23 protein-coding genes are annotated in these 22,502 nt (G+C 64.5%); 12 read left to right on the top strand and 11 right to left on the bottom strand.

Annotated elements, in window-relative coordinates; translation table 11 throughout:
• Positions 1 to 99: 99 nt before the first annotated feature.
• The 5 genes from ACZI8W_RS20470 (at position 100) to ACZI8W_RS20450 (ending at position 5,268) form a co-directional block, all read left to right on the top strand.
• Entirely contained in the window at positions 100 to 786 is a 687-nt protein-coding gene (locus tag ACZI8W_RS20470) for an MBL fold metallo-hydrolase (protein ID WP_463370338.1), read from the top strand.
• 93 nt (positions 787 to 879) lie between these two features.
• A complete protein-coding gene (locus tag ACZI8W_RS20465) occupies positions 880 to 1,296 on the top strand; it encodes a TIGR03667 family PPOX class F420-dependent oxidoreductase (protein ID WP_463370337.1) in 417 nt (138 codons plus the stop codon).
• A gap of 164 nt (positions 1,297 to 1,460) precedes the next feature.
• Positions 1,461 to 2,399 (top strand): DoxX family protein, encoded by a 939-nt coding sequence (locus ACZI8W_RS20460; protein ID WP_463370336.1) that lies wholly within the window; start codon positions 1,461 to 1,463, stop codon positions 2,397 to 2,399.
• A 134-nt stretch (positions 2,400 to 2,533) separates the two neighbouring features.
• Positions 2,534 to 4,852, top strand: coding sequence for a HelD family protein (locus tag ACZI8W_RS20455; protein WP_463370335.1), 2,319 nt, complete (start codon positions 2,534 to 2,536; stop codon positions 4,850 to 4,852).
• Complete coding sequence (locus tag ACZI8W_RS20450; protein WP_463370334.1) at positions 4,846 to 5,268, top strand: DUF732 domain-containing protein; 423 nt, start codon at positions 4,846 to 4,848, stop codon at positions 5,266 to 5,268. Before ACZI8W_RS20455 ends, ACZI8W_RS20450 begins: the two co-directional genes overlap by 7 nt.
• Before the next feature lies 1 nt (position 5,269).
• Here ACZI8W_RS20450 and ACZI8W_RS20445 read toward each other — a convergent pair whose 3' ends face one another.
• The 3 genes from ACZI8W_RS20445 to uvrB form a co-directional block, all read right to left on the bottom strand.
• Positions 5,270 to 5,722 (bottom strand): universal stress protein, encoded by a 453-nt coding sequence (locus tag ACZI8W_RS20445; RefSeq protein WP_463370333.1) that lies wholly within the window; start codon positions 5,720 to 5,722, stop codon positions 5,270 to 5,272.
• A gap of 158 nt (positions 5,723 to 5,880) precedes the next feature.
• Positions 5,881 to 6,753 (bottom strand): SCO6745 family protein, encoded by an 873-nt coding sequence (locus ACZI8W_RS20440; protein ID WP_463370391.1) that lies wholly within the window; start codon positions 6,751 to 6,753, stop codon positions 5,881 to 5,883.
• A gap of 79 nt (positions 6,754 to 6,832) precedes the next feature.
• Positions 6,833 to 8,992, bottom strand: a complete 2,160-nt coding sequence (gene uvrB / locus ACZI8W_RS20435; protein ID WP_463370332.1) for an excinuclease ABC subunit UvrB — start codon at positions 8,990 to 8,992, stop codon at positions 6,833 to 6,835.
• Positions 8,993 to 9,065: 73 nt separating this feature from the next.
• On the opposite strand from uvrB, the gene ACZI8W_RS20430 reads away from it, so the two are divergent.
• From ACZI8W_RS20430 to ACZI8W_RS20420, 3 genes are all read left to right on the top strand, one after another.
• Positions 9,066 to 9,575: a ribonuclease FAU-1 family protein gene (locus ACZI8W_RS20430; protein WP_463370331.1), complete on the top strand. Its 510-nt coding sequence runs from the start codon at positions 9,066 to 9,068 to the stop codon at positions 9,573 to 9,575.
• Between the two features lie 254 nt (positions 9,576 to 9,829).
• Positions 9,830 to 11,527, top strand: coding sequence for a sodium:solute symporter family protein (locus ACZI8W_RS20425; protein WP_463370330.1), 1,698 nt, complete (start codon positions 9,830 to 9,832; stop codon positions 11,525 to 11,527).
• The gene (locus ACZI8W_RS20420) at positions 11,524 to 11,655 is read left to right on the top strand and encodes a putative transporter small subunit (protein WP_463370329.1); all 132 of its coding nucleotides are present in this window, start codon (positions 11,524 to 11,526) and stop codon (positions 11,653 to 11,655) included. Before ACZI8W_RS20425 ends, ACZI8W_RS20420 begins: the two co-directional genes overlap by 4 nt.
• 7 nt (positions 11,656 to 11,662) lie before the next feature.
• Here ACZI8W_RS20420 and ACZI8W_RS20415 read toward each other — a convergent pair whose 3' ends face one another.
• Positions 11,663 to 12,784, bottom strand: coding sequence for an LLM class flavin-dependent oxidoreductase (locus ACZI8W_RS20415; RefSeq protein ID WP_463370390.1), 1,122 nt, complete (start codon positions 12,782 to 12,784; stop codon positions 11,663 to 11,665).
• Between the two features lie 138 nt (positions 12,785 to 12,922).
• Positions 12,923 to 14,140, bottom strand: coding sequence for a dephospho-CoA kinase (coaE, locus tag ACZI8W_RS20410; protein WP_463370328.1), 1,218 nt, complete (start codon positions 14,138 to 14,140; stop codon positions 12,923 to 12,925).
• A gap of 214 nt (positions 14,141 to 14,354) precedes the next feature.
• Here coaE and ACZI8W_RS20405 point away from each other — a divergent pair, with 214 nt between their 5' ends.
• On the top strand, positions 14,355 to 14,567 hold the full coding sequence (locus ACZI8W_RS20405) for a hypothetical protein (RefSeq protein WP_463370327.1): 213 nt from the start codon (positions 14,355 to 14,357) through the stop codon (positions 14,565 to 14,567).
• A 209-nt stretch (positions 14,568 to 14,776) separates the two neighbouring features.
• Here ACZI8W_RS20405 and rpsA read toward each other — a convergent pair whose 3' ends face one another.
• Both rpsA and ACZI8W_RS20395 read right to left on the bottom strand, forming a co-directional pair.
• Positions 14,777 to 16,243: a 30S ribosomal protein S1 gene (gene rpsA, locus ACZI8W_RS20400; RefSeq protein WP_463370326.1), complete on the bottom strand. Its 1,467-nt coding sequence runs from the start codon at positions 16,241 to 16,243 to the stop codon at positions 14,777 to 14,779.
• A 182-nt stretch (positions 16,244 to 16,425) separates the two neighbouring features.
• The gene (locus ACZI8W_RS20395; protein ID WP_463370325.1) at positions 16,426 to 16,602 is read right to left on the bottom strand and encodes a hypothetical protein; all 177 of its coding nucleotides are present in this window, start codon (positions 16,600 to 16,602) and stop codon (positions 16,426 to 16,428) included.
• 23 nt (positions 16,603 to 16,625) lie between these two features.
• Here ACZI8W_RS20395 and ACZI8W_RS20390 point away from each other — a divergent pair, with 23 nt between their 5' ends.
• The gene (locus ACZI8W_RS20390) at positions 16,626 to 17,522 is read left to right on the top strand and encodes a class I SAM-dependent methyltransferase (protein WP_463370324.1); all 897 of its coding nucleotides are present in this window, start codon (positions 16,626 to 16,628) and stop codon (positions 17,520 to 17,522) included.
• A 16-nt stretch (positions 17,523 to 17,538) separates the two neighbouring features.
• Here ACZI8W_RS20390 and ACZI8W_RS20385 read toward each other — a convergent pair whose 3' ends face one another.
• The 4 genes from ACZI8W_RS20385 to ACZI8W_RS20370 all read right to left on the bottom strand — a co-directional run bounded on the left by ACZI8W_RS20385 (position 17,539) and on the right by ACZI8W_RS20370 (position 21,440).
• Positions 17,539 to 18,294, bottom strand: coding sequence for an amino acid ABC transporter ATP-binding protein (locus ACZI8W_RS20385; RefSeq protein ID WP_463370389.1), 756 nt, complete (start codon positions 18,292 to 18,294; stop codon positions 17,539 to 17,541).
• Positions 18,295 to 18,332: 38 nt separating this feature from the next.
• The gene (locus ACZI8W_RS20380; RefSeq protein WP_463370323.1) at positions 18,333 to 19,310 is read right to left on the bottom strand and encodes an amino acid ABC transporter permease; all 978 of its coding nucleotides are present in this window, start codon (positions 19,308 to 19,310) and stop codon (positions 18,333 to 18,335) included.
• Positions 19,311 to 19,321: 11 nt separating this feature from the next.
• Entirely contained in the window at positions 19,322 to 20,155 is an 834-nt protein-coding gene (locus ACZI8W_RS20375) for an ABC transporter substrate-binding protein (RefSeq protein WP_463370388.1), read from the bottom strand.
• A gap of 172 nt (positions 20,156 to 20,327) precedes the next feature.
• The gene (locus ACZI8W_RS20370) at positions 20,328 to 21,440 is read right to left on the bottom strand and encodes an isocitrate/isopropylmalate dehydrogenase family protein (protein ID WP_463370322.1); all 1,113 of its coding nucleotides are present in this window, start codon (positions 21,438 to 21,440) and stop codon (positions 20,328 to 20,330) included.
• A gap of 31 nt (positions 21,441 to 21,471) precedes the next feature.
• Between ACZI8W_RS20370 and ACZI8W_RS20365 the strand changes: the two genes are divergently transcribed.
• Positions 21,472 to 21,978, top strand: a complete 507-nt coding sequence (locus ACZI8W_RS20365) for a 2'-5' RNA ligase family protein (protein WP_463370321.1) — start codon at positions 21,472 to 21,474, stop codon at positions 21,976 to 21,978.
• A gap of 151 nt (positions 21,979 to 22,129) precedes the next feature.
• On the top strand, positions 22,130 to 22,501 hold the full coding sequence (gene trxA / locus ACZI8W_RS20360) for a thioredoxin (RefSeq protein ID WP_463370320.1): 372 nt from the start codon (positions 22,130 to 22,132) through the stop codon (positions 22,499 to 22,501).
• The last annotated feature ends 1 nt before the right edge of the window (position 22,502 follow it).

Raw genomic sequence — 22,502 nt, 5'->3', positions numbered from 1 at the left:
CCATTCAGGCCCCGACCCATCGTAGGCGTGCGCACCGACACGTTCCGGCCTGCGGCCACTCCACCTCGGACGATGCACCACACCGGTAGCGTGCGGCACATGACACAACCCCTCATCATCGATGATCACTACACCGGCGAGGTCTCCCCCGGCGGCCCCGCGCAGCGCCGCACGATCCCCGGCGCCACCATCGTCAAGCTCTCCGTCGGACAGATGGACAACAACACGTACCTCATCACCGACACGGCGACCGGTAGGTCGCTGTTCATCGACGCGGCCAACGAACCCGGCCTTCTCGTGCCCTACCTTGCCGAGCATGCGCCGAATCTCGAGCTCGTCGTCACCACGCACCAGCACTGGGACCACTGGCAGGGACTCGAGCAGGTCGCTGCCGCAACCGAGGTACCTACCGCCGCGCATCCGCTCGACGCCGAACCCCTGCCCGTGACCCCGGAGCGCTATCTCGAGGAAGGTGACACCGTCCGGATCGGCGAGCTGAGCCTCGAGGTGCTGCACCTGTCCGGGCATACCCCGGGTTCGATCGCGCTCGTGCTCGAGGAGGCCGGCACGAGCCGTCATCACGTCTTCACCGGTGATTGCTTGTTCCCCGGCGGGATCGGCAAGACCGCGGACAACGAGAAGTTCACATCGTTGCTCGACGACGTCGAGGCGAAACTGTTCGGGCGATTCGGTGATGACACGGTGATCTATCCCGGCCACGGCAAGGACACCACGCTCGGCGCCGAGCGCCCACATCTCCGGGAGTGGCGCGAGCGGGGCTGGTGACGCCGAGAGGCCCCAGAAGACACCGCATCCCGGAAGATCGGGGCCGTCGCCGGTGTTGCACCCACTGCGCTGCCTCGACGAAAGGACAGAACGATGCCCCGGACTGCGACACCGTCCATTCCCACGTCCGTCACCGACCGCCTCGACGTGGAGCGAGTCCTCTGGCTCACTACCGTCGATCAACACGGATCACCCGTACCGACGCCGGTCTGGTTCCTCTGGTCCGACGACAGCGTCCTCATGTTCTCCCAGCCGGGCACGGCCAAGCTGCGCAACATCGCTGGGCAACCGCGCGTGAGCTTGAATCTCAACAGCGACACCCACGGTGGTCAGGTGGCGGTCTTCACCGCCAGCGCTGAAGCCGATACTGCCGTCGATGATGCCGAGTGGGCCCGCTTCGTCGCCAAGTACGACCACGACATCGAGTCCCTCGGCATGACCCCGGAACGCTTCCGCGCCGACTATGCGGTGCCGATCCGGTTCACACCCGAGCGATTCAGGGGCTGGTAGTTGTTGAGGCTTGCCGCATGGACAATATTCGGTATATCGATGATTTCCGTCTATTCCGAATTTCATCCATCACATGTGCGCGAAGATCTCGCATATATCGGGTCCTATCCGGGTACACGTGACAGGGTCTGAACACACAGCGACCGCGGAGAAAGAGGCTGCACATGATCGTCCGAAGGATTGCTCGTCCGATGCTCGCGTCCATTTTCATCGCAGGGGGAATCGACGCCCTGCGCAACCCCACCCCCAAGGCCGCCGGGGCCCAACCGGGGTTGGATCAGATGATCGGCGTCCTACCCGATTCGGTCACCGACCGTCTACCCAGCAATCCGGAGACCCTGGTGCAGCTCAACGCCGCGGTGCAGGTCGGCGCCGGCGCGCTTCTCGCCATCGGCAAATGGCCGCGGATCTCGGCCCTCGCACTGGCAGGCACGGTGATACCGACCACCGTGACCGGCCACGACTTCTGGAATTACGATGATCCCGCCGCACGGGCCCAGCACCGCACACAGTTCTTCAAGAACGTAGGGCTGTTCGGTGGCCTACTCCTCGCATCTGTCGATACCGAAGGCAAACCGTCTCTCGGGTGGCGAGGCCGACGCGCCGCCCGTCATGCACAGGAAGCCGTGGTGGCGGCCTTGCCCGGATCGCCATCCGAGCACACGACCGGCGATGCCCTGCACACCGTCTCCGATCGAGTGAAGTCGCTCACCGACGAGGCAAGTCATCAGGGAAGCGCGCTCTTCGAGAAGGCCAAGGAACGCGTCCCCGAAGTCGCGGAGGTCGCGCGCGAACGCGGCACCGAACTCATCGGCGCAGCCAAGGAGCACGCTCCCGAACTCACGGACACCGCGAAAGAACGCGGCAGCGAACTTCTCGAACGTGCGCGGAACCGCGCCCCCGAATACGCCGAGGTCGCGCGTCGGCACGGCTCGAAGTGGTGGGAGACGACCCGCGATCGGGGCGCGGAGCTGGCACACCTGGCCGAAGAGCGGACCGCCGAACTGAACGAGAAGGCACTCGACACCGCGCAGCACGCACGGGCGCGCGCGGAGAAGACCCGAACCAAAGCTGAAAAGGCACTCGAGAAGAAGCTCGGGTAAGCGACTCGACTCCCCGTCGGGTCTCAGCAGACGCGCCCCTGTTTTCTGCACGCCGGCCCCGGCCGAACTAGACTCCTTGGACACTTTCCTCGACGTGCCTGCGCGTTCGAATCGTTCCAACCCGAGGAGTTCATGTGCCGGATGATGGCGCGCCCCATCCCGACCTCGAGCACGAGCAGCGCTACCTGTCGACGCTGTACACACACCTCGACGAACTGCGCGAGTACACCCAGACGCGCTTGAAACGGGTGCTGCTGGAAACGGGTGGCACGCCCCAAGCACGCAGCGAACGGGAATCGTTCACCCAGATGTACTCCGAGGACCTCGCCAAATACGACGCGGCCGAACACGGGCTGTGCTTCGGCCGCGTCGACGTGCGTGACACCGACGACAGCGACGGTCAGGAAGTCGGCGGCGACCGCACCGAGGCCCGGTACATCGGTCGTATCGGCATCCTCGACGAGGACAACGACTACGAATCATTGTTGCTCGACTGGCGCGCACCGCTCGCCCGCCCGTTCTATCTGGCGACACCGGCGACCCCGGAAGGGGTGGTGCTGCGCCGGCACATCCGCAGCCGTAACCGCACCGTGACTGCCCTCAACGACGAGTATCTCGACCTCGACACCGCACGCGAGCACGCGACCGTCGGCTCCGCCGGGGGCGTCGCCGGCGAATCCGCGCTCCTCGATGCCCTCAATGCAGCCCGCACCGGGCAGATGCACGACATCGTCGCGACAATCCAATCGGAGCAGGATGCGATCATCCGGTCCGAGCACAAGAGCGTGCTTGTGGTGCAGGGGGGACCCGGTACCGGAAAGACTGCGGTCGCTCTGCACCGTGCCGCCTATCTGCTCTACACCTATCGCGCACGGCTCGCGAAGAGTGGGGTCCTCATCGTCGGCCCAAACTCGACGTTCCTGGACTACATCGGCCAGGTACTCCCGTCACTGGGGGAAACGGGCGTGCTGCTGTCCACTGTCGGCGACCTCTACCCCGGAGTGAAGGCCACCGTCGACGACCACATCCAGGCCGTCGAGATCAAGGGATCCCTCGACATGGTGGACATATTGAAGAAGGCGGTTCGCGATCGGCAGGAGGTGCCGTCGAAGCCGGTGCCCATCCCGTTCGACACCTACCGGCTCACGCTCGACCGCAAGATGGTCACCCGCGCCCGCGGCCGTGCACGGTCGTCACGACGCCCGCACAATCTGGCGCGGCCGATCTTCGTGTCCGGTGTCATCGAAGCCCTCGCCGATCAGATGGCGGAGCTCATCGGAGCAGACCTCGTCAACGGCGGAAATCTTCTGAGCCGCGACGACATCGACGACATCCGATCGGAAATGCGGGCCGATTCCGGCATCGTGGCCGCACTCGACGCGCTGTGGCCCACACTGACACCGCAGCGAGTGCTGTCGGATCTGCTGGCGTCGAGGAAGCGGTTGGCCACAGCAGCTCCGAATCTCACCGAGGGCCAGATCGAGGCCCTGCATCGGCCGGCCCCGCATACCGGATTCAGCAGTGCTGACGCCCCCCTTCTCGACGAACTCGCCGAACTGCTGGGTATCGACGACGCGGCAGAGCGCGACACGGCCGCCAAACAATGGCGCAAACAGATCGCCGACGCCCAGGGCGCGCTGGATATTCTCACAGGTTCTGCGCCACAGGATCTGGAGGACGAACTCGATCCCGAACTGTTGATGGCGTACGACCTGATCGACGCGTCACAACTCGCCGAGCGCCAAGACATGACGCGGCACCGGACTGCCGCCGAACGCGCGGCAGGTGACCGCACCTGGACGTACGGCCACATGATCGTGGATGAGGCGCAGGAGTTGTCGAACATGGCGTGGCGCATGCTGATGCGGCGGATCCCCAACCGGTGGATGACTCTGGTGGGCGACACCGCACAGACGGGTGACCCTGCGGGAACCTCGTCGTGGCAACGAATCCTCGAACCGTATGTGAAGAATCGGTGGCGCAAGACGGAGCTGACGGTCAATTATCGGACGCCTTCCGAGATCATGCGGATCGCGCACGATGTGCTCACCGAAATCGACCCCCAACAGGTGCCGCCCCGCTCGGTGCGCGACTCCGGTTTCGAGCCGTGGGCGCGACACGTCGGTCGCGATCAGCTCGTCGACGCGGTCTGTGAGGCTGTCGATGCCGAGGCCGGGCCCGGGCTCACCGCGGTGATCGTTCCGCCGCGCCTGGCGCTCGAGTGGTCACATCTGGCCTCGGACTCGGTCCAGGTGGTGACCGTGAAAGACGTGAAGGGACTCGAGTTCGATTCGGTGGTGCTCGTCGAACCGGCGGAGATCAAGGAAGCATCGCCGCGCGGACTCAATGATCTGTATGTGGCGTTGACCCGCGCGACCCAGCGTCTCGGTGTCGTCCACACCGCACCACTTCCACAGGTACTCGGGGGACTCTTAACCCCTGCGCCATGCTGAGGCTCGAGCGGCTGCCGCACCTGCGTGCAGTACGAACGATGATGCTGGCCGCCGTCACCGTCGTCGCGGCAGCGGCGTGTAGCACCACCGCCGACACCCCGGAGCACACGATGGTCACCTCCACGACCTCGCCGAGCTCCACTCGGCCCGATCAGAAGCCGATGCTCGATTCGCACGCGCTGCAGTTCAAGAACGCGTTGGCCGACTCGGGGCTGGCGGCAGGAGTGCCCGACGAGACTCTGCTCGCGGTGGGGCGCGGAGTGTGCAGCCGCCTGGCAGCCGGAACCTCGGAGGAAGAGCTGATCGAGGTGGTCCGGTCGATCGCAGCGTATGCCGCAACGGTCTCGGACACGAAGACGCCGGGCGACGATGCCGCCCGGCAGTACATCATGATCGCCCGCGAGAAGTTCTGCTGACTCAGCGCACCGTGTGCACGATCAGCACGTCGGAGGTCGACTTGCGTGCGACGTCGGACGGCACCGATCCGAGGAGCCGGCCTGTCAGGGTGTTGAGTCCGCGATTACCTATGACGACAAGGTCCGCGTCTACCTCATCGATGAGTGTCAGCAGGGAATCGACGGGCGCACCTACGATCGGGCGCTCGGCGATGTCCTTCGCGCCCGCCACGGTCGCCTTCTCCCGGGCGGTGCGGAGGATCTCGTAGGTCGGCGCGGACCCGGTGATCTGGTAAGCCTCGTCGCGGAGGGCGTCGGCCGCCTGCGCGGTGTCGCGGGCGTCGGCAGGATAGTACGCGCAGGCGATCACCAGTTTGGCACCGGCATCCGCGGCCAGGACAGCAGCCTTCTCCACGGCGCGGTACGACGACTCCGAGCCGTCGGTGCCGACGACAATGGTCCGGTAAGCGGTCATTCAGTCCTCCATCGATGGTGTGTCGGCGCGGTGGCCGATCGGTGGCGACGGATCGAACAGGCGATCCCCCATACCTGATGCTGGCAAAGACACTAGCGGTCGTGGCGGTACAGGTGGGACGTTTGGGGTAGACACCTCATCGCCCACCAAGGTGTGTGTTACCTCGCGTCACCGAAACGGGGTCCGAACATCCCCTCGGGGAGTGGCCCGCCGACGGCGATGGTGTCGCGCCACGGCATTGCGAGGTCGAGCAGCCGCTCGACCGCCTCCTCACCTGCTGCTGTCCACGGCCCCACGGCGAGATCGTCGGTGAGATCCTCGACCAGTTCGCGCACCTCGAATCCGTCACCCGTCAGTTCACCGGCACGGTCGATCAGCCCCCGCGCGCGCAGGGCCGATTCACCCTCGGACCATTCATCGCCGGTCCAGCCCCTGCTCGCCTTGGCAAAATCTGCACTGAACCCGATCCCGCTGGCGGTGTGCGTGATGAGCGCGTCGAGGCCGGTGAGCCCGGCGCCCTGCAATGCTGCGACGTGCCCATCACCGCGGTATTCACGGAGCAGCGTCAGCGCATGCCAGAACATCAGGTGCGGCGCCTCCGGCCACGGTTGATCGGCATAGCCCGCGTAGAGCGCCCGGCCGTCGACACCGGGAATCAACCGTGCGATCCTTGCGGCCGATTCAGCAGCCTCGGACATCTCCCGCGAGGCGATGACCTCGGCTCCGAGCCACCGCGTCAGTGCCGCATCGACTCCTCGCACACGGGCCGCATACACCTGCGACGGCGAGGCGACCTCCCACGCGGCGGGCAACGCGGACTCGATCAGACGAGGCGCGAAGTTGTAGAACGTCGCGGTGGCAACGCCGGGCCCGACCGACCCCATCGGCGCGACCCGCGATGTCACGTACTTCATCGCGGTGCCTTTCAAGCCGAGCGCCCCCAGTTCCTCATGCACTTCCGGAGCGAAGTACGCGAAGGAATGAAGGAGGTCGAGTGCGCGGGCGGCGCGACCGGCAGCAGCGGAATCCATGCCCTGGAACATTACGCCCTGGAACATTGGGGCACCCACCGGCGACACGACGGTGCCCCCGGTGGGGTTCGGAACGGGACTACTGGAGGCCGGCGGCATCCATTCCACGCAACTCCTTCTTCAGGTCGGATATCTCGTCGCGCAGACGCGCGGCGAGTTCGAACTGCAGATCGCGGGCGGCCTGCATCATCTGATCGGTCAGTTGCTGGACGAGATCCGCGAGTTCCGCGCGGGGCATGGACTTCGTGTCGCGACCGTCGACAACACCGGCACTGCCGACCCGGCCCGATTCGCCCTGAGCCCGGCGCCCTCGGCTCGCGTTGCGACCCGAACCGCCCACCTCGATCTTCTCCGAGTCTTCGGCCTCCTCATAGACCTGGTCGAGGATGTCGGCGATCTTCTTGCGCAACGGCTGCGGGTCGATTCCGCGCTCGACGTTGTACGCGATCTGCTTCTCGCGGCGACGTTCGGTTTCTTCGATGGCACGCGCCATCGAGTCGGTGATCTTGTCGGCGTACATGTGGACTTCGCCGGAGACGTTGCGGGCCGCACGACCGATCGTCTGGATCAGAGACCGGGTCGAGCGCAGGAATCCTTCCTTGTCGGCGTCGAGAATCGCCACGAGCGACACCTCGGGAAGGTCGAGACCTTCTCGCAGAAGATTGATACCCACGAGCACGTCGTACTCCCCGAGGCGAAGTTGCCGGAGGAGTTCGACTCGACGCAGGGTGTCGATGTCGGAGTGCAGGTATCGCACGCGAACTCCGAGTTCGAGAAGGTAGTCGGTGAGGTCCTCTGCCATCTTCTTCGTCAGTGTGGTCACGAGAACGCGTTCGTCGCGCTCGACCCGCCCGCGGATCTCGTGCAGGAGATCGTCGATCTGTCCCTTCGTGGGTTTGACGACGACCTTCGGATCGACGAGTCCGGTAGGGCGGATGACCTGTTCGACGAATTCGCCACCGGCCCGGCCGAGTTCGTAGTCGCCCGGGGTCGCCGACAGATACACCGTCTGGCCGATCCGGTCGGAGAACTCCTCCCAGGTCAAGGGGCGATTGTCGACTGCGGACGGGAGCCTGAAACCGAATTCGACGAGGTTCCGCTTGCGCGACATGTCGCCTTCGTACATCGCACCGATCTGCGGCACCGTCACGTGGGACTCGTCGATGACGAGGAGGAAGTCTTCCGGGAAGTAGTCGATGAGCGTGGCGGGCGCCGATCCGGCTCCCCGCCCGTCGATGTGCCGCGAATAGTTCTCGATGCCCGAGCAGAAGCCGACCTGACGGATCATCTCGAGGTCGTATTGGGTCCGCATCCGAAGCCGCTGCGCCTCGAGTAACTTACCGCGGTTCTCGAGATCAGCGAGGCGCTCCTCGAGCTCCGATTCGATCGAGTTCACGGCACGTTCCATACGTTCGGGACCCGCCACGTAGTGCGTTGCCGGGAAGATGCGCAGCGAGTCGACCTTGCGAATCACGTCGCCGGTGAGCGGATGCAAGTAGTAGAGGGCATCGATCTCATCGCCGAAGAACTCGATGCGGACCGCGAGTTCCTCGTACGCGGGGATGATGTCGACGGTGTCCCCCTTCACCCGGAACGAGCCACGCGTGAATGCCATGTCGTTGCGGGTGTACTGCACATCGACCAACAACCGCAGGAAAGCGTCGCGCGGTACTTCGACCCCGACCTCGAGCTGCACCGACCGGTCGAGATAGGACTGCGGCGTACCGAGACCGTAGATGCACGAGACCGACGCGACGACCACGACGTCGCGGCGGGAGAGCAACGCCGAGGTGGCGGAGTGCCGCAGTCGCTCGACATCGTCGTTGATGGAGGAGTCCTTCTCGATATACGTGTCGGTCTGTGCGATGTAGGCCTCGGGTTGGTAGTAGTCGTAGTAGGAAACGAAGTACTCGACGGCGTTATGGGGAAGCATCTCCCGGAGTTCATTGGCGAGTTGCGCAGCCAGGGTCTTGTTCGGGGCCATCACCAGGGTGGGACGCTGCACCCGCTCGATCAGCCACGCAGTGGTCGCGGACTTACCGGTGCCGGTGGCACCGAGCAGCACGACGTCGCGCTCCCCCGCACCCAGCCGGCGTTGCAGCTCGTCGATGGCGGCGGGTTGGTCGCCGGCAGGTTCGTAGTCACTGACCACTTCGAAGCGTGCGTCGGCGCGTTCGATCTCACCGACCGGCCGGAACTCGGAATGGGCGACCACCGGATGTTCGCTTGCAAACGCCATGGGATCCAGGGTAGGCGGTTCCCCCGACATCTGATCTGTGCCTGCGGGCACCGGTCACGGTACCGTGCCGTTCATGCCGCACCGCCTTCATCCGATCAAGGTGGAACGATTCGACGTGACCGCCGGAACCAACACCGACCCGAAAGGCGTGTCGCGTCCCGTCGAGACCTTCCGGGCCTTTCCGTGGGGGCTGTACATGGGCCGGCCCGCAGATCATCCCCAGTTCGACTACCTCGAATCCTGGCTGCTGCCGTCCCTGCATCTGCGCGCATCGATCTTCCACTTCCGGCCGGGGCACGAACGCGACCAGGACCGCTACGTCGATATCGGGGTCTTCTGGCGCGACGGCGACGTATGGCACTCGCGCGACCACTATCTCGACCTGGTGGTCTCGACGGGCCGCGGTACCCGAGTCGAGGACATCGACGAGCTGTTCGCTGCCGTGGCGGCCGGGGTGCTCGATACCGACGATGCCGAGCGGGCCGTGGCCACCGCACTCGCGGCCGTCGATGGAATCGCCTCACATGGGCATGACCTCGATGCGTGGCTCACCTCAACGGGTTTTCCCGTCGAATGGCGTTGAGACAATTCGGGACGGGACCACGAACGATTCACTCGTATTTCCGCGGAGATATCGGCTGGACCACGCCGACAACATGCGGGAAATCGTATAATTCGGCATCTCCGGCATGGCCCATGTAATTACCCGTACTCACGGCATGTTACTGTTTCGCGGTCGGTGAGCATGTGCATTGCACATGAAAACAACTCCGGACAGCCGTATTCGTGTCGCGCTGCGCCCGGCGCCGGCAACACACGAATACGAAGGAGATTGCATTGGACAGCACCGAACTCGTTCAGTTCAGTGCCGTGACAGTTGTTCTGTTGCTAGTTTTATTCTATGGTGGAACGTTTCTCATTTCGACCCGGATCGGCAAGAAGAACGAAAATGCCGACGGGTACATGACCGCCGGAAACAAAATCGGATTCGGCGTCTCAGCAGCAAGTATGACTGCAACGTGGATCTGGGCGTCCTCGCTCTATGCGTCCGCAACCTCGGGATATACCTACGGCATTTCCGGCCCCATCCATTACGGGCTCTGGGGTGCATTGATGATTCTGTTCATCTACCCCTTCGGCAAGCGCATTCGGGCGGTTGCGCCCAAGGCGCACACCCTCGCCGAGGTCATGTACGCGCGACACGGCGCATCGAGCCAGTTGATGCTCGCCGGATCGAATGTGGTCGGCAGCCTCATCAGCCTGATGTCGAACTTCATCGCGGGCGGCGTACTCATCTCGATGCTCTCACCGTTCTCCTTCGTGCAAGGTGTGGTGTTCGTCGCCGCCGGGGTCCTCCTGTACACGCTGTGGTCCGGTTTCCGGGCGTCAGTGCTCACCGACTTCGTCCAAGTGGTCGCCATGCTCGGAGCGGTCGTCGTGATCATTCCGGCCGTCTTCTTCATCACCGGTTTCCCCGACGCCTTCGACACCGGGGCGAGCAACCTCACCGAACAGCAGAGCAACTTCTTCTCGAGCGACGCATTCCTCAACCAGGGCGCGCCGTACATCGCGGCGGTCCTGGCCTATGCGATCGGCAACCAGACGATCGCCCAGCGCCTGTTCGCGGTGCGTGAGGATCTCATCAAACCGACATTCATCACGGCGACCGTCGGATACGGCGCGACGGTCATCGGCGTCGGTATGTTCGGCGTGCTCGCGCTGTACCTTGGAATCGACCCGATGGACGGGGACGTCAACAACATCATTCCGCAGATGGTGGCGTCATACCTGCCGGCGGTCCTGGTGGTCCTGTTCTTTGTCATGATCATCGGCGCGCTGTCGTCCACCGCGGATTCCGATCTCGCTGCCTTGTCGTCGATCGTGATGGCCGACATCTACGGCCAGAACGTCTCAGGCGGCAAGGAACACGCAGACCCCAAGCGAATGCTGTTCGTGGGCCGAGCCACCATGGTGCTCGCCACCGCGGCCGCGGTCGGATTCGCGAGCATGCGCTTGAATATCCTCGATCTGCTGGTGTTCGTCGGCGCACTGTGGGGTGCGCTGGTGTTCCCCGTGATCGCCAGCTTCTACTGGGGCAAGGTCACCAACAAGGCGTTCACCACGTCAGTGCTGCTCGCACTCGCCCTGTTCCTGCCGGTGCGATTCGGTTGGTTCTCGATGGATGGCGTAGTCGGCTACCTCGTCGATGTCGTCTCGGTGGTCGGCGTCGGTGTGATCGCCGGGTTGATGGCCTTCGGGTTCTTCGGACTCCGTGTCGCGCGGATCGTCGCGATCGCGGCGGCGTTGATTGCGGCTCCTTTCTCGATCGGCTTCCTGCACGATTACGCCGTCCTGAGCGCGTCGCTGGTGGCGTACGCAGTGAGCACGGTGGTGTGCTGGGCGATGTCGGTCAACAGCAAGGAAGAGTTCGACTTCGACGTGATCGCACAGCGCGTCGGTGATTTCGACCCGATCGAGGGCGACCCGGACGGAGATTCCGACAACGACCCGACAATGACGAAGGACCGCGCATGAACACTCTTGCCCTGACCCTCTACGTTCTGATGTGGCCTGCGCTGGTGGCGCTCGTGTTGTTCGTTCTCGGCCGCGGCTTCATCAAGGAGTGGCTTGAAGCCCGCCGAAATGGTGAGGATCTCATCTGACCCGCACTCACAGCACCGAATGCTCCGTGTCGATCGACGCCGGCGCGACGAGTCGATGCGGCGAGTTCGGTCCCGCCGCCACCAGCGAGGTGTGGGTCGGCGGATCCGACGGTACGTGCGCAGGCCGTCGGCGTTCGAACTCGGCCCGCAGGACAGGCACGACATCACGCCCGAGGATCCCGATCTGTTCGAGGACGACGTCGAGCGGTAGGCCGGCGTGGTCCATGAGGAAGAGTTGACGTTGATAATCCCCGGCGTAGTCGGCGAACCCCAGTGTTCGCTCGATGACTTGTTCGGGGGTGCCGACCGTCAACGGAGTCATCGCCGAGAACTCCTCGAGGGACGGTCCGTGCCCATACACCGGTGCGTTGTCGAAGTACGGACGGAACCGGCGTTTCGCCTCGGATTCGGTGTCGGCCATGAAGACCTGCCCGCCGAGACCGACGATGGCCTGATCCGCCGCGCCGTGCCCGTATTGCTCGAAGCGGGTGCGGTAGAGCGAGATCATCTGCTGGATGTGTTCCTTGTTCCAGAAGATGTTGTTGTGGAAGAACCCGTCGCCATAGAAGGCGGCCTGCTCGGCGATCTCGGGCGAACGGATCGACCCGTGCCAGACGAACGGCGGAGTGTCGTCCAACGGCGTCGGTGTGGAGGTGTATCCGCGCAACGGTGTGCGGAACTCCCCTTCCCAGTCCACCACTTTCTCTCGCCACAGGCGTCGCAGCAGGTGGTAGTTCTCGATGGCTAGTGGAATGCCCTGGCGGATATCCTTTCCGAACCACGGGTAGACCGGTCCGGTGTTGCCGCGACCCATCATCAGATCGACGCGCCCGCCGGAAAGATGCTGCAGCATCGCGAAGTCTTCGGCAATCTTGACCGGATCATTGGTCGTGATCAGCGTCGTCGCTGTGGAGAGGAGGAGATTCTCGGTCTTGGCGGCGATCCAGCCGAGCATCGTCGTCGGCGATGACGGCACGAACGGCGGGTTGTGATGCTCCCCGGTAGCGAAGACGTCGAGCCCGGCGGCTTCCGCGGCGAGCGCGATCTTCGTCATGGCGTCGATGCGGTCGTGTTCCGTGGGTACATCACCCGTGGTGGGATCGCGGGTCACATCTCCGATGGTGAAAATGCCGAACTACACTTCGAACCTCCATCATATCGTTGAACTGTCAACTATGATGACAAACTACTGCACCGAGGCATTCCCGATGATTTCGCTATCGCGCTCCTCAGCAGCGATGGCCGGCCGGATCGGCCGGCGGGAGGGTTAGGTCGACCGGCCGACTGCTTCCGCCCACTCCCACGCCCGGTGGTATGCCCGATCGAACCACGGCGCCTTGGCCTCTCGGTACGCAGACGCAGCGTGCAGCGGATCGGTCCGGTCGGCAGCCGACCGAGCAGCTGCCCGCTTGACCTCCGAGTATTCCCGAACCGCCTCCGCGTCGGCCCGCAACCAGTCTCGCAGGAGCAAGGAGAACTGCTGTCCGGGCCATCCCTCGACCCGGAGGGCTACACGCGCAGGGCGACCAGGGTCGGCGCTGCCGTGCAACTTCATCGACCACACAGCAGGGTCGGTTTCGCCACCCGCCCCATAGGACGGCTTCGGGGTGTCGTGGTCGATCTGCTCGATCCGCGGGAACCCCGCCGCCGCCAGAGGCTCGACGAGCGCATCGGCGGCTGCCAGATCGGGAACGGTGACCTGGAGATCGAGCATGTCCACCGCGTCGAGCCCGGGCACCGCCGTCGATCCCACATGATCGATGCGCACCGCGTGCCCACCGCAGGCAAGTGCAAGCCGCGCCACGAGGCGCTGCGCCTGCTGCTCCCATTGTGGCTTCGTGGGTCCGGGGACCGGATCAGCGTCCACTGCCGTGCGAGTCCGGATGTTCCGCTCGAACGGCACCAGCCGCTCCGCCCACAACTCCCGCACCTTGTCGACGACAGCGGCGGGCTCACCGGTGTTGTCGAGCCACACATCGGCGACGTCACGCCGCTGTTCCTCGGTGGCCTGCGCGCGGATCCTGGCTTTCGCATCGGACTCAGGCATCCCCCGCAGTTCCACGAGGCGGCGTACTCGTTCCTCCTCACCGGCATGCACGACCGTGACGAGATGGAACGCCGGGGCCATCGAGCCTTCGACGAGCAGCGGAATGTCCTGCACGAGAATCGCATCATCCGCGGCTTGCTCGACGAGTTCAGCGGTGCGGCGACCGACCCGGGGATGAGTGATCGCATTGAGCACAGCACGCGCCTCGTCGGTCACAAACGCCTTCTCAGCGAGCACCGGGCGATTCAACGAGCCGTCGGGAAGCAGGATCGCGTCGCCGAATGCGTCGACCAGTTCGGCGAGTCCCTCCGATCCTGGCGCCACGATCTCCCGCGCAATCACATCTGCGTCGACGAGAACCGCTCCGAGTTCGACAAGCTCTTTCGCCACGGTCGACTTCCCCGCACCGATGCCTCCGGTCAACCCCATTCGCAACACGCCTCCCAGTGTTGCATCACCGATACCGGTATCGACAGTCGGGCTGTTGCAGTCACATCACGGTCACGAGCGGGTCACAGGCCGATCGCAAGTTTCTGGCCATGAGTGAAACACGCCTCCCACCTGCGCCAAATGCGGCATTCGAGGTTCTCGGTCCGATATCGTCGTGTCGAAGCGTCCGACCACGGAGTCCAGTCCACTCGAGAAGGCAAGAATGCGATCCTCCCAATCATCACCCGGTCGGCATCGCCTCGGCATGGAAAACGGTGTTCACTGCATCCTCATCCCCGAGGTGGCCGCCGCACTCGCAGAGCACCGTCGAAATTGGTTCACGATGCTCCTGAGCAACGCACGCCACAGCCAGGCCGCGATGCGTAAGCGCGCGGCGGGACTGCCCACGCAGTGGGCTACGCCGGCCGTGAACTGACCCCGCCGGAGAGCATCCGGACCACCGCGGAGACGGAGCACAACACAACCGAGCACAACACAACCGACGGCCCCACCCATTCGGGCGGGGCCGTCGACTTGATCACTCCGGCGTCGACCTGATCACTCCGTATTCCACAACAGGTCGAATGACCCTCGAAAGGCGGACGACCCCGCCCAGGTGGGCGGGGTCGTCTGTCATGCGTTCTATCAGGCGTTGCCCGAAAGCTTTTCGCGCAGTGCCGCAAGCTGTGCATCGCTCGCGAGCGAGCCACCACTGGTGGTCTCGGCCTCGCCCTGCTCCGGAGCCGAATCCGACGAGTAGTTGCTGCTGGACGCACCGGCAGCGGCCTCGGCAGCCTCGTCCGCAGCCATCTTCTCGATCTGAGCGGTGTGCATCTTGTGACGACGCTCGGCCTCCGCGTAGCGGGACTCCCACTCTTCACGCTGCTTCTCGAAGCCCTCGAGCCATTCGTTGGTCTCGGGATCGAAGCCCTCGGGGAAGATGTAGTTGCCCTGCTCGTCGTAGCTGTCGGCCATGCCGTACTTCGACGGATCGAACTCTGCGGTGTAGTCCTCGTTCGCCTGCTTCAGCGACAGCGAAATACGACGACGCTCGAGGTCGATGTCGATGACCTTGACCATCGCATCGTCGCCGACTGCGACAACCTGGTCCGGAACCTCGACGTGACGCTCGGCAAGCTCGGAGATGTGAACGAGGCCCTCGATGCCCTCCTCGACGCGCACGAACGCACCGAACGGAACCAGCTTGGTGACCTTGCCCGGAACGATCTGGCCGATCGCGTGGGTGCGGGCGAACTGACGCCACGGGTCTTCCTGCGTCGCCTTGAGCGAGAGAGACACACGCTCGCGGTCGAGGTCGACGTCGAGAACCTCGACGGTGACCTCGGTGCCGACCTCGACAACCTCGGACGGGTGGTCGATGTGCTTCCAGGACAGCTCGGAAACGTGCACGAGGCCATCGACACCGCCGAGATCGACGAATGCGCCGAAGTTGACGATGGAGGACACAACGCCCTTGCGGACCTGGCCCTTCTGAAGCTGATGCAGGAACTCGCTGCGGACCTCGGACTGGGTCTGCTCGAGCCATGCACGGCGCGACAGGACCACGTTGTTGCGGTTCTTGTCGAGCTCGATGATCTTGGCTTCGATCTCCTTGCCGACATACGGCTGGAGGTCGCGGACACGTCGCATCTCGACGAGCGACGCGGGCAGGAAGCCACGCAGGCCGATGTCGAGGATCAGGCCGCCCTTGACGACCTCGATGACGGTGCCCTTGACGGCCTCGTCCTTCTCCTTGAGCTCCTCGATCGTGCCCCACGCGCGCTCGTACTGCGCGCGCTTCTTGGACAGGATCAGGCGGCCTTCCTTGTCCTCCTTGGTGAGGACCAGGGCCTCGACCTCGTCGCCCACCGACACGACCTCATTGGGGTCGACATCGTGCTTGATCGAGAGCTCGCGGGACGGGATGACGCCTTCGGTCTTGTAACCGATGTCGAGCAGCACCTCGTCGCGATCGACCTTGACGATGGTGCCTTCGACGATGTCGCCATCGTTGAAGTACTTGATCGTGGCGTCGATGGCGGCGAGGAAATCCTCGGCGGAGCCGATGTCGTTGACGGCTACCTGCGGCGAGGTGACGGTGGTGGAGGCCATGTGTTTGAGTTGCTCCGGACGGGTTGATAGTCGGTTGGTTAACGCATTCGGACAGGTGGACCATCGCCGATGTGCACATCGCGTGCGTTCCACCACGAGACCCCTCGCACAAACCGGTGCAGGGCAGAACTCGGGACACTCGCGAGCACCAGGCTACGCGGTCCGGTACGGCCCCGGCAAACTCACCCGACGGGAAGCACTCGACGTTCGGCCGGAGTCACCGTCATCAGCCCCGATTCTGTGCTCTGCTTCTGCTTCATCACCGGCTCCAGCCACGTCGTCGCACCGTCCCCGAGCAGACGATCCGCCGGCCGCTGGTCGATCTCCAGGGTGTAGACCTCCTCACTCGGATGCAGCACATCACACGTCCTACTCTGTTTTCATGTCCGACGCGCCGCTGCCGCCCGATCTCCGCCACGCCACCGCCAATGCTGTGCTCGGCACGTCGAAGGCCGGTCGTGCTCGAGTAGGCAGCCTCGACAGTGAACGCGCCAGCCGCACCTGGTGGGACGCCGATGCCGGCGACTACCACAGCACCCACGGCGAGTTCCTCGGAGTGGACTCGGTGGCAGGCGAGTTCGTGTGGTGTCCGGAGGGCTTGCACGAAGGCGACGTCCGTCTTCTCGGCGACGTCCGCGGAAGGGACGTCCTCGAACTCGGCTGCGGGTCGGCACCATGCGCGCGCTGGCTGGCCGGGGAGGGCGCCCGTGCCGTGGGACTCGATCTGTCGATGGGCATGCTGTCGCGAGGCGTCGAGGCGATGGAACGGGGTGGACCGCGGGTGCCGGTCATCCAGGCGGGCGCCGAGAATCTGCCCTTTACCGACGACAGTTTCGACATCGTGTGCTCGGCGTTCGGCGCCGTCCCGTTCGTCGCCGATTCGGCGCAGGTGATGCGTGAGGCCGCGCGGGTGCTACGCCCCGGCGGGCGGTGGATCTTCTCGGTCAATCATCCGATGCGGTGGATCTTCCCCGACGATCCGGGCGAGCGCGGACTGCTCGCAATGTTCCCCTATTTCGACCGCACCCCGTATGTCGAGATCGACGACGACGGAGTGGCGACCTACGTCGAACATCATCGCACCATCGGCGACCGGGTCCGCGAACTCGTCGCAGCCGGCTTCGAGGTCTACGACATCATCGAACCCGAGTGGCCCGAGCATCTCGACCGGGAGTGGGGTCAGTGGAGTCCCCTGCGCGGCGAAATCTTCCCCGGCACTGCGATCTTCTGCGCCCGCACATCGAGTTCTGTGGTTTCGAGCCCGGATTCCGGGCTCTGATCCACACTTTTCATCGTCACGCCCGCACACGGGCGAGAAACTCGCGGGTCCGGTCCTGCTGCGGAGCGCTGAGGACATCCCGGGGAGCCCCACTTTCGACGACGACTCCGCCGTCCATGAACACCAACTGATCAGCGACTTCCCGTGCGAACCCCATCTCGTGGGTGACGACGACCATCGTCATGCCGCCATCCGCGAGGTCGCGCATCACCGAGAGCACCTCCCCCACGAGTTCGGGGTCGAGTGCCGAAGTGGGCTCGTCGAACAACATGAGCTTCGGTTCCATTGCCAGTGCCCGTGCGATTGCCACACGCTGCTGCTGCCCGCCGGACAACTGGGCCGGATATGCGTCGGCCTTGTTACCCAGGCCTACTTTCGACAACAGATCGTGGGCTTGCTCGGTGGCCTCGCTACGACGCATCTTCTTCACCAGGATCGGCGCTTCGATGATGTTGGCGAGCACCGTCCGGTGCGGGAACAGGTTGAAATGTTGGAAGACCATCCCGATGTCGCGACGCTGTTTCGCAGCAATGCGCGGATGCAGTTCGTGGAGTTTGCCACCGCGTTCCGCGTACCCGACGAGTGTGCCGTCGACGTACAGCCGTCCCGCGTCGACACGTTCGAGGTGGTTGATGCACCGCAGGAACGTCGATTTGCCGGAGCCCGAGGGGCCGATCAGGCACGCGACCTGCCCGTGCCGCACCTCGAGCGAGATACCTTTGAGAACTTTGACGGCACCGTAGTTCTTGCACACCCGATCGGCCCGCACCATGGGTTCGTTGTCCGACTCGGTCATCTCTCTTGGCGCAGTCACTTGCGCTCACCTCCGGGGATGGTCGGGTCTGTCGGTGGCTGCGGCGCAATGACGACGGCCTTGCCCTCGGCGTCGGCAAGTGCCTGCAACTGACGTGCCGTCAGGTGCCGCGTCATACCCTTCGAATAGTGCTTCTCGACGAAGTACTGCCCCACCATGAGGATGCTGGTGATCGCCAGATACCACGTCGCTGCGACCAGGAAAAGCGGTATCGGCTGGAAATTCGCGCCGGCGATGTCTCGTGCCCGGGCGTACAACTCGGCGGTGTACGGCACGGCCGCAACCAACGAGGTGGTCTTGAGCATACTGATGAGTTCGTTCCCGGTCGGCGGGATGATCACGCGCATGGCCTGCGGGAGCACGGTCCGCCGGATGGTCTGCGCCCACGACATCCCCAGTGCAGTGGACGCTTCGAGCTGACCCTCGGGTACCGAACCGATGCCGGCACGGACGATCTCGGCCATGTACGCGGCCTCGTTGAGAGCCAGGCCGATCACGGCGAACAGGAAGGCCGCATTGAGCGACTGCAGATCGATGTGGAAGAACTGGTGCACGAATGGGATTCCGATGTCGAGCTGCTTGTAGATCGACGGGAACAGTCCCCACAGCACGAGTTGGACGTATACCGGAGTGCCGCGGAATACCCACAAGTACACCCACGCTACGGCTTTGAGCACAGGGTTCGGCGAAAGGCGCATCACCGCGAGGACGACGCCGAGGACAACAGCGATGAGCATGGCGAGTACAGTCAACTGCACGGTGTTCCATGCCGCCTCGGAGATCCGACGGTCGAACAGGTACTGGCCGTAGATGTCCCAGCGGTAAGCCTCATTGGTGGCGGCACCCCACACGAGCAACACCACCGCGATCACCACGACGGCGCCCGCGATCCATCTGCCGGGGCGCCGCAGTGGGATCGCCCGGATCGGTTCCGGTTCGGTCTCGGCCGCACCGGATTGTGTGTGCTGGCTCATCGGAACCTCCCTCAGCTCGTCGCCGCATTGATCTGCGACAGGGTGATCGTTCCGTCGGTCATGCCCCAACGGTCGGCGATCTGCTGGTAGACGCCGGAGTCGATCAGGTGCTGCATCGCCTGCTGCAGGACAGGACCGACAGGAGCGCCCTTCCCGACGACGAATCCGTAGGGTGCGGCATCGAACAGCGGGCCCGCCGATTCGAGGCGGCCCTCACTGCGTTCGATCACATAGGCCGTCACCGGGGAATCTGCGGACAGCGCGTCGACCCGGCCGAGGATCAGCGCGTTGGCAGCTTCGTCCTGGCTGTCGTACTTGACCTTCTCGATGGGGGGAAGTCCCGCATCCGTGCAGGCCTGGCTCTTCGCCGGTACCTCTTCGATGTCCTCGATCGTGGTGGTCTGCACAGCCACCCGCAAGCCGCATGCATCGTCAGGGTCGACGGGTTCGCCGACGCGCTGGGCCCATTGGATTCCCGCGCTGAAATATGTGACGAAGTCGACGGATTGCTCCCGTTCGAGGGTGTCGGTGAACGACGACGAACCGAGATCGAAGGTTCCGGACTGCACCGCGGGGATGATCCGGTCGAAGTCCGACTCGTAGAACACTGCGTCGACGCCGAGGACATCACCGAGCGCCTGCACGAGTTCGACGGCGAACCCGACGATGGTGCCGTCGTCGTCCTTGAATTCATTGGGGGCATACGGCACATTCGTTCCCACCTTCAACTCCCCTGATGCTGCAGTCGCGGGAGGGAGCTGAGCTGCCAGCGCGTCGACCCGGTCGCCGCGCACCCGGTCGCCGGGAGGCACGGTGGATTCGGTGTTGACCACGCACGCCGTCATGGTGACGAGGACGAGCAGCACTACGGCTACCGCACCCACGAACCGGGACTGCGATGCACGGCGGTGAGCTGGTCCATCCACAGTCGAACCTTAGACCGGAGGGATCCGCCTGTCTGCGAATCTGCGCTGTCCGCCGTGCACCGCACTCGTTGCGCGCGCCGTAGCTCGGACGTCACGTGGCGCCGATGCGCTCGATCACCGCGGTCGTGAACTCTGTCGTCGATGCACGCCCACCGAGATCTGCTGTGGCAATTCCTCCCCCGATCGTCTCGGCGACTGCCCCCTCGAGGGCTCGCGCGGCACCGCCGAGCGACGGGTCGCCTTTGACGGCAAGGCGGTCCAGAAGCATCACCGAGGACAGAAAGAGGGCGGTCGGATTGGCACGCCCGAGCCCGGCGATGTCGGGCGCAGCGCCGTGGACCGCCTGCGCCATCGTCTTCTGAGCGGACGCATTGATCGACGGTGCGCTACCGAGCGATCCGGAGAGTTCACCGGCGAGATCGGACAGGATGTCTCCGAACAAGTTCTCGGTCACGATGACGTCGAAATCACCGCCACGACGGACGAGCAGGGCAGCCATCGCATCGATGTGCTCGTCGTCGACGTCCACGCTCGGGTACATGCCCCCGATCTCCCGGCACACGTCCCGGAACAGTCCGGTCGTTTTCGACAGCACATTCGCCTTGTGCACGATGGTGACGCGTTTGCGACGGCGCGAAGCCAGGTCGAAGGCTGTATGTGCGATGCGTTCACAGGCGGCGCGGGTGACGACGCCGACGGCGAGAGCAATGTCGGGCGTCGGCATGAACTCGCCGCTGCCGACCGCCATGTTGCGGTCGGCGTAGAAACCCTCGGTGTTTTCTCGCACGACGACCAAATCCATGTCGGGAACCACAGCGCGTGTACCCGGCAGCGCGCGGGCGGGACGAATGTTCGCGTACAGGTCGAACTGTTTCCGGATCCGGCCCCCCGGAGGCAACTCCGCGCGAAAGGGAGCAGGGTAGGACGCGCTGTCGTGGGGACCGAGGATCCAGCCGTCGAGGTCCGTCAGCACCTCGAGTGTCGACTCCGGTACCGGGGTGCCGTGACTGTCGATGGCGTCGGCGCCGAGCGGCAGCGACACCCATTCGATACCCGGCCCGCCCGCAGCCGCGATCGCCGCATCGACGACGCGGCGGGTCGCAGGCACGATTTCGTGGCCGATGCCGTCGCCGTCGATCAGGCCGATGCGCTGAGGCGGCGCGAGTGCAGTCTCGTGGGTCACCGTTGCAGTCTCATGGGTCATCGCGTCATCATTGCGCATTATGGTGCAGTCGGTGGAGTTGTTACTCGATGATCGGCTCGACGGCCACGTTCGCGAGCAGTGGGAGAACATGCGCGCCGTCGGTATCGACAGCCAAGCGCGGATCCAGGCCGAGTCCAATCGGCCACACATCACCTTGTTCGCGGCGGAATCGATTCCACCGGAAGCGGAAGTGGCTGCGAGTAAGGCTATTTCGAGTGTCGACGTGCGCGTGAGACTCGGTGGTGTGGTCCTTTTCGGGGGGCGCCACGTGACGGTAGCCCGACTGGTCGTGCCGTCGGCGCCGCTACTTGAACTGCAGGCTCGCGTGTTCGCCGCGTTCTCGCAGTGCACCGGGATTTCGGCGCACACGCGCCCGGGTGAGTGGACTCCGCACGTGACGCTGGCACGTCGGGTTCCTGCCGACCGGATCGGCGCCGCGGTGATCGCCACCCACCATACAGCGGGCGACCCGACCGGTACCGCAGGCTGCCTCCGACGGTGGGACGGCACCGTGAAGCAGGAATGGCTCCTCACGTAGCCTCGCGAACTCCGATCTGCGGAGTCGACCGCGGTCGAGTGCCGGACCGCGGAACAGCCGCCCCCGTACGGCCCGCCTCGCGTAGCGTGGCGGAAGAAATAGGGGCGCCTCACTGTTGCACCCGTCGACAGACCGAACCGAAAGGACCACCGTGGCAACCCAAGCTCTCACCCAGCAGAATTTCGACGAGGTCGTCACCAGCAACGACATCGTGCTCGTCGACTTCTGGGCCGATTGGTGCGGCCCGTGCAAGCAGTTCGCACCGACCTTCGAATCGTCGTCCGACCAGCATCCCGACATCGTGCATGCGAAGGTCGACACCGAAGCCGAACAGTCGATCGCGGCAGCCGCGAATATTCGCTCGATCCCGACGATCATGGCTTTCCGCGAAGGCATCTTGGTTTACAACCAGGCGGGCGCGCTTCCGCCGGCTGCGCTCGAAGACCTCGTCTCGCAGGTCAAGGCTCTCGACATGGACGACGTCCGCAAGCAGATCGACGAAGCTTCGAACGCTCAGGGCTGAC

This window comes from Rhodococcus ruitaii, assembly GCF_055230935.1.
This window is presented reverse-complemented; position numbering and strand designations above follow the sequence as displayed.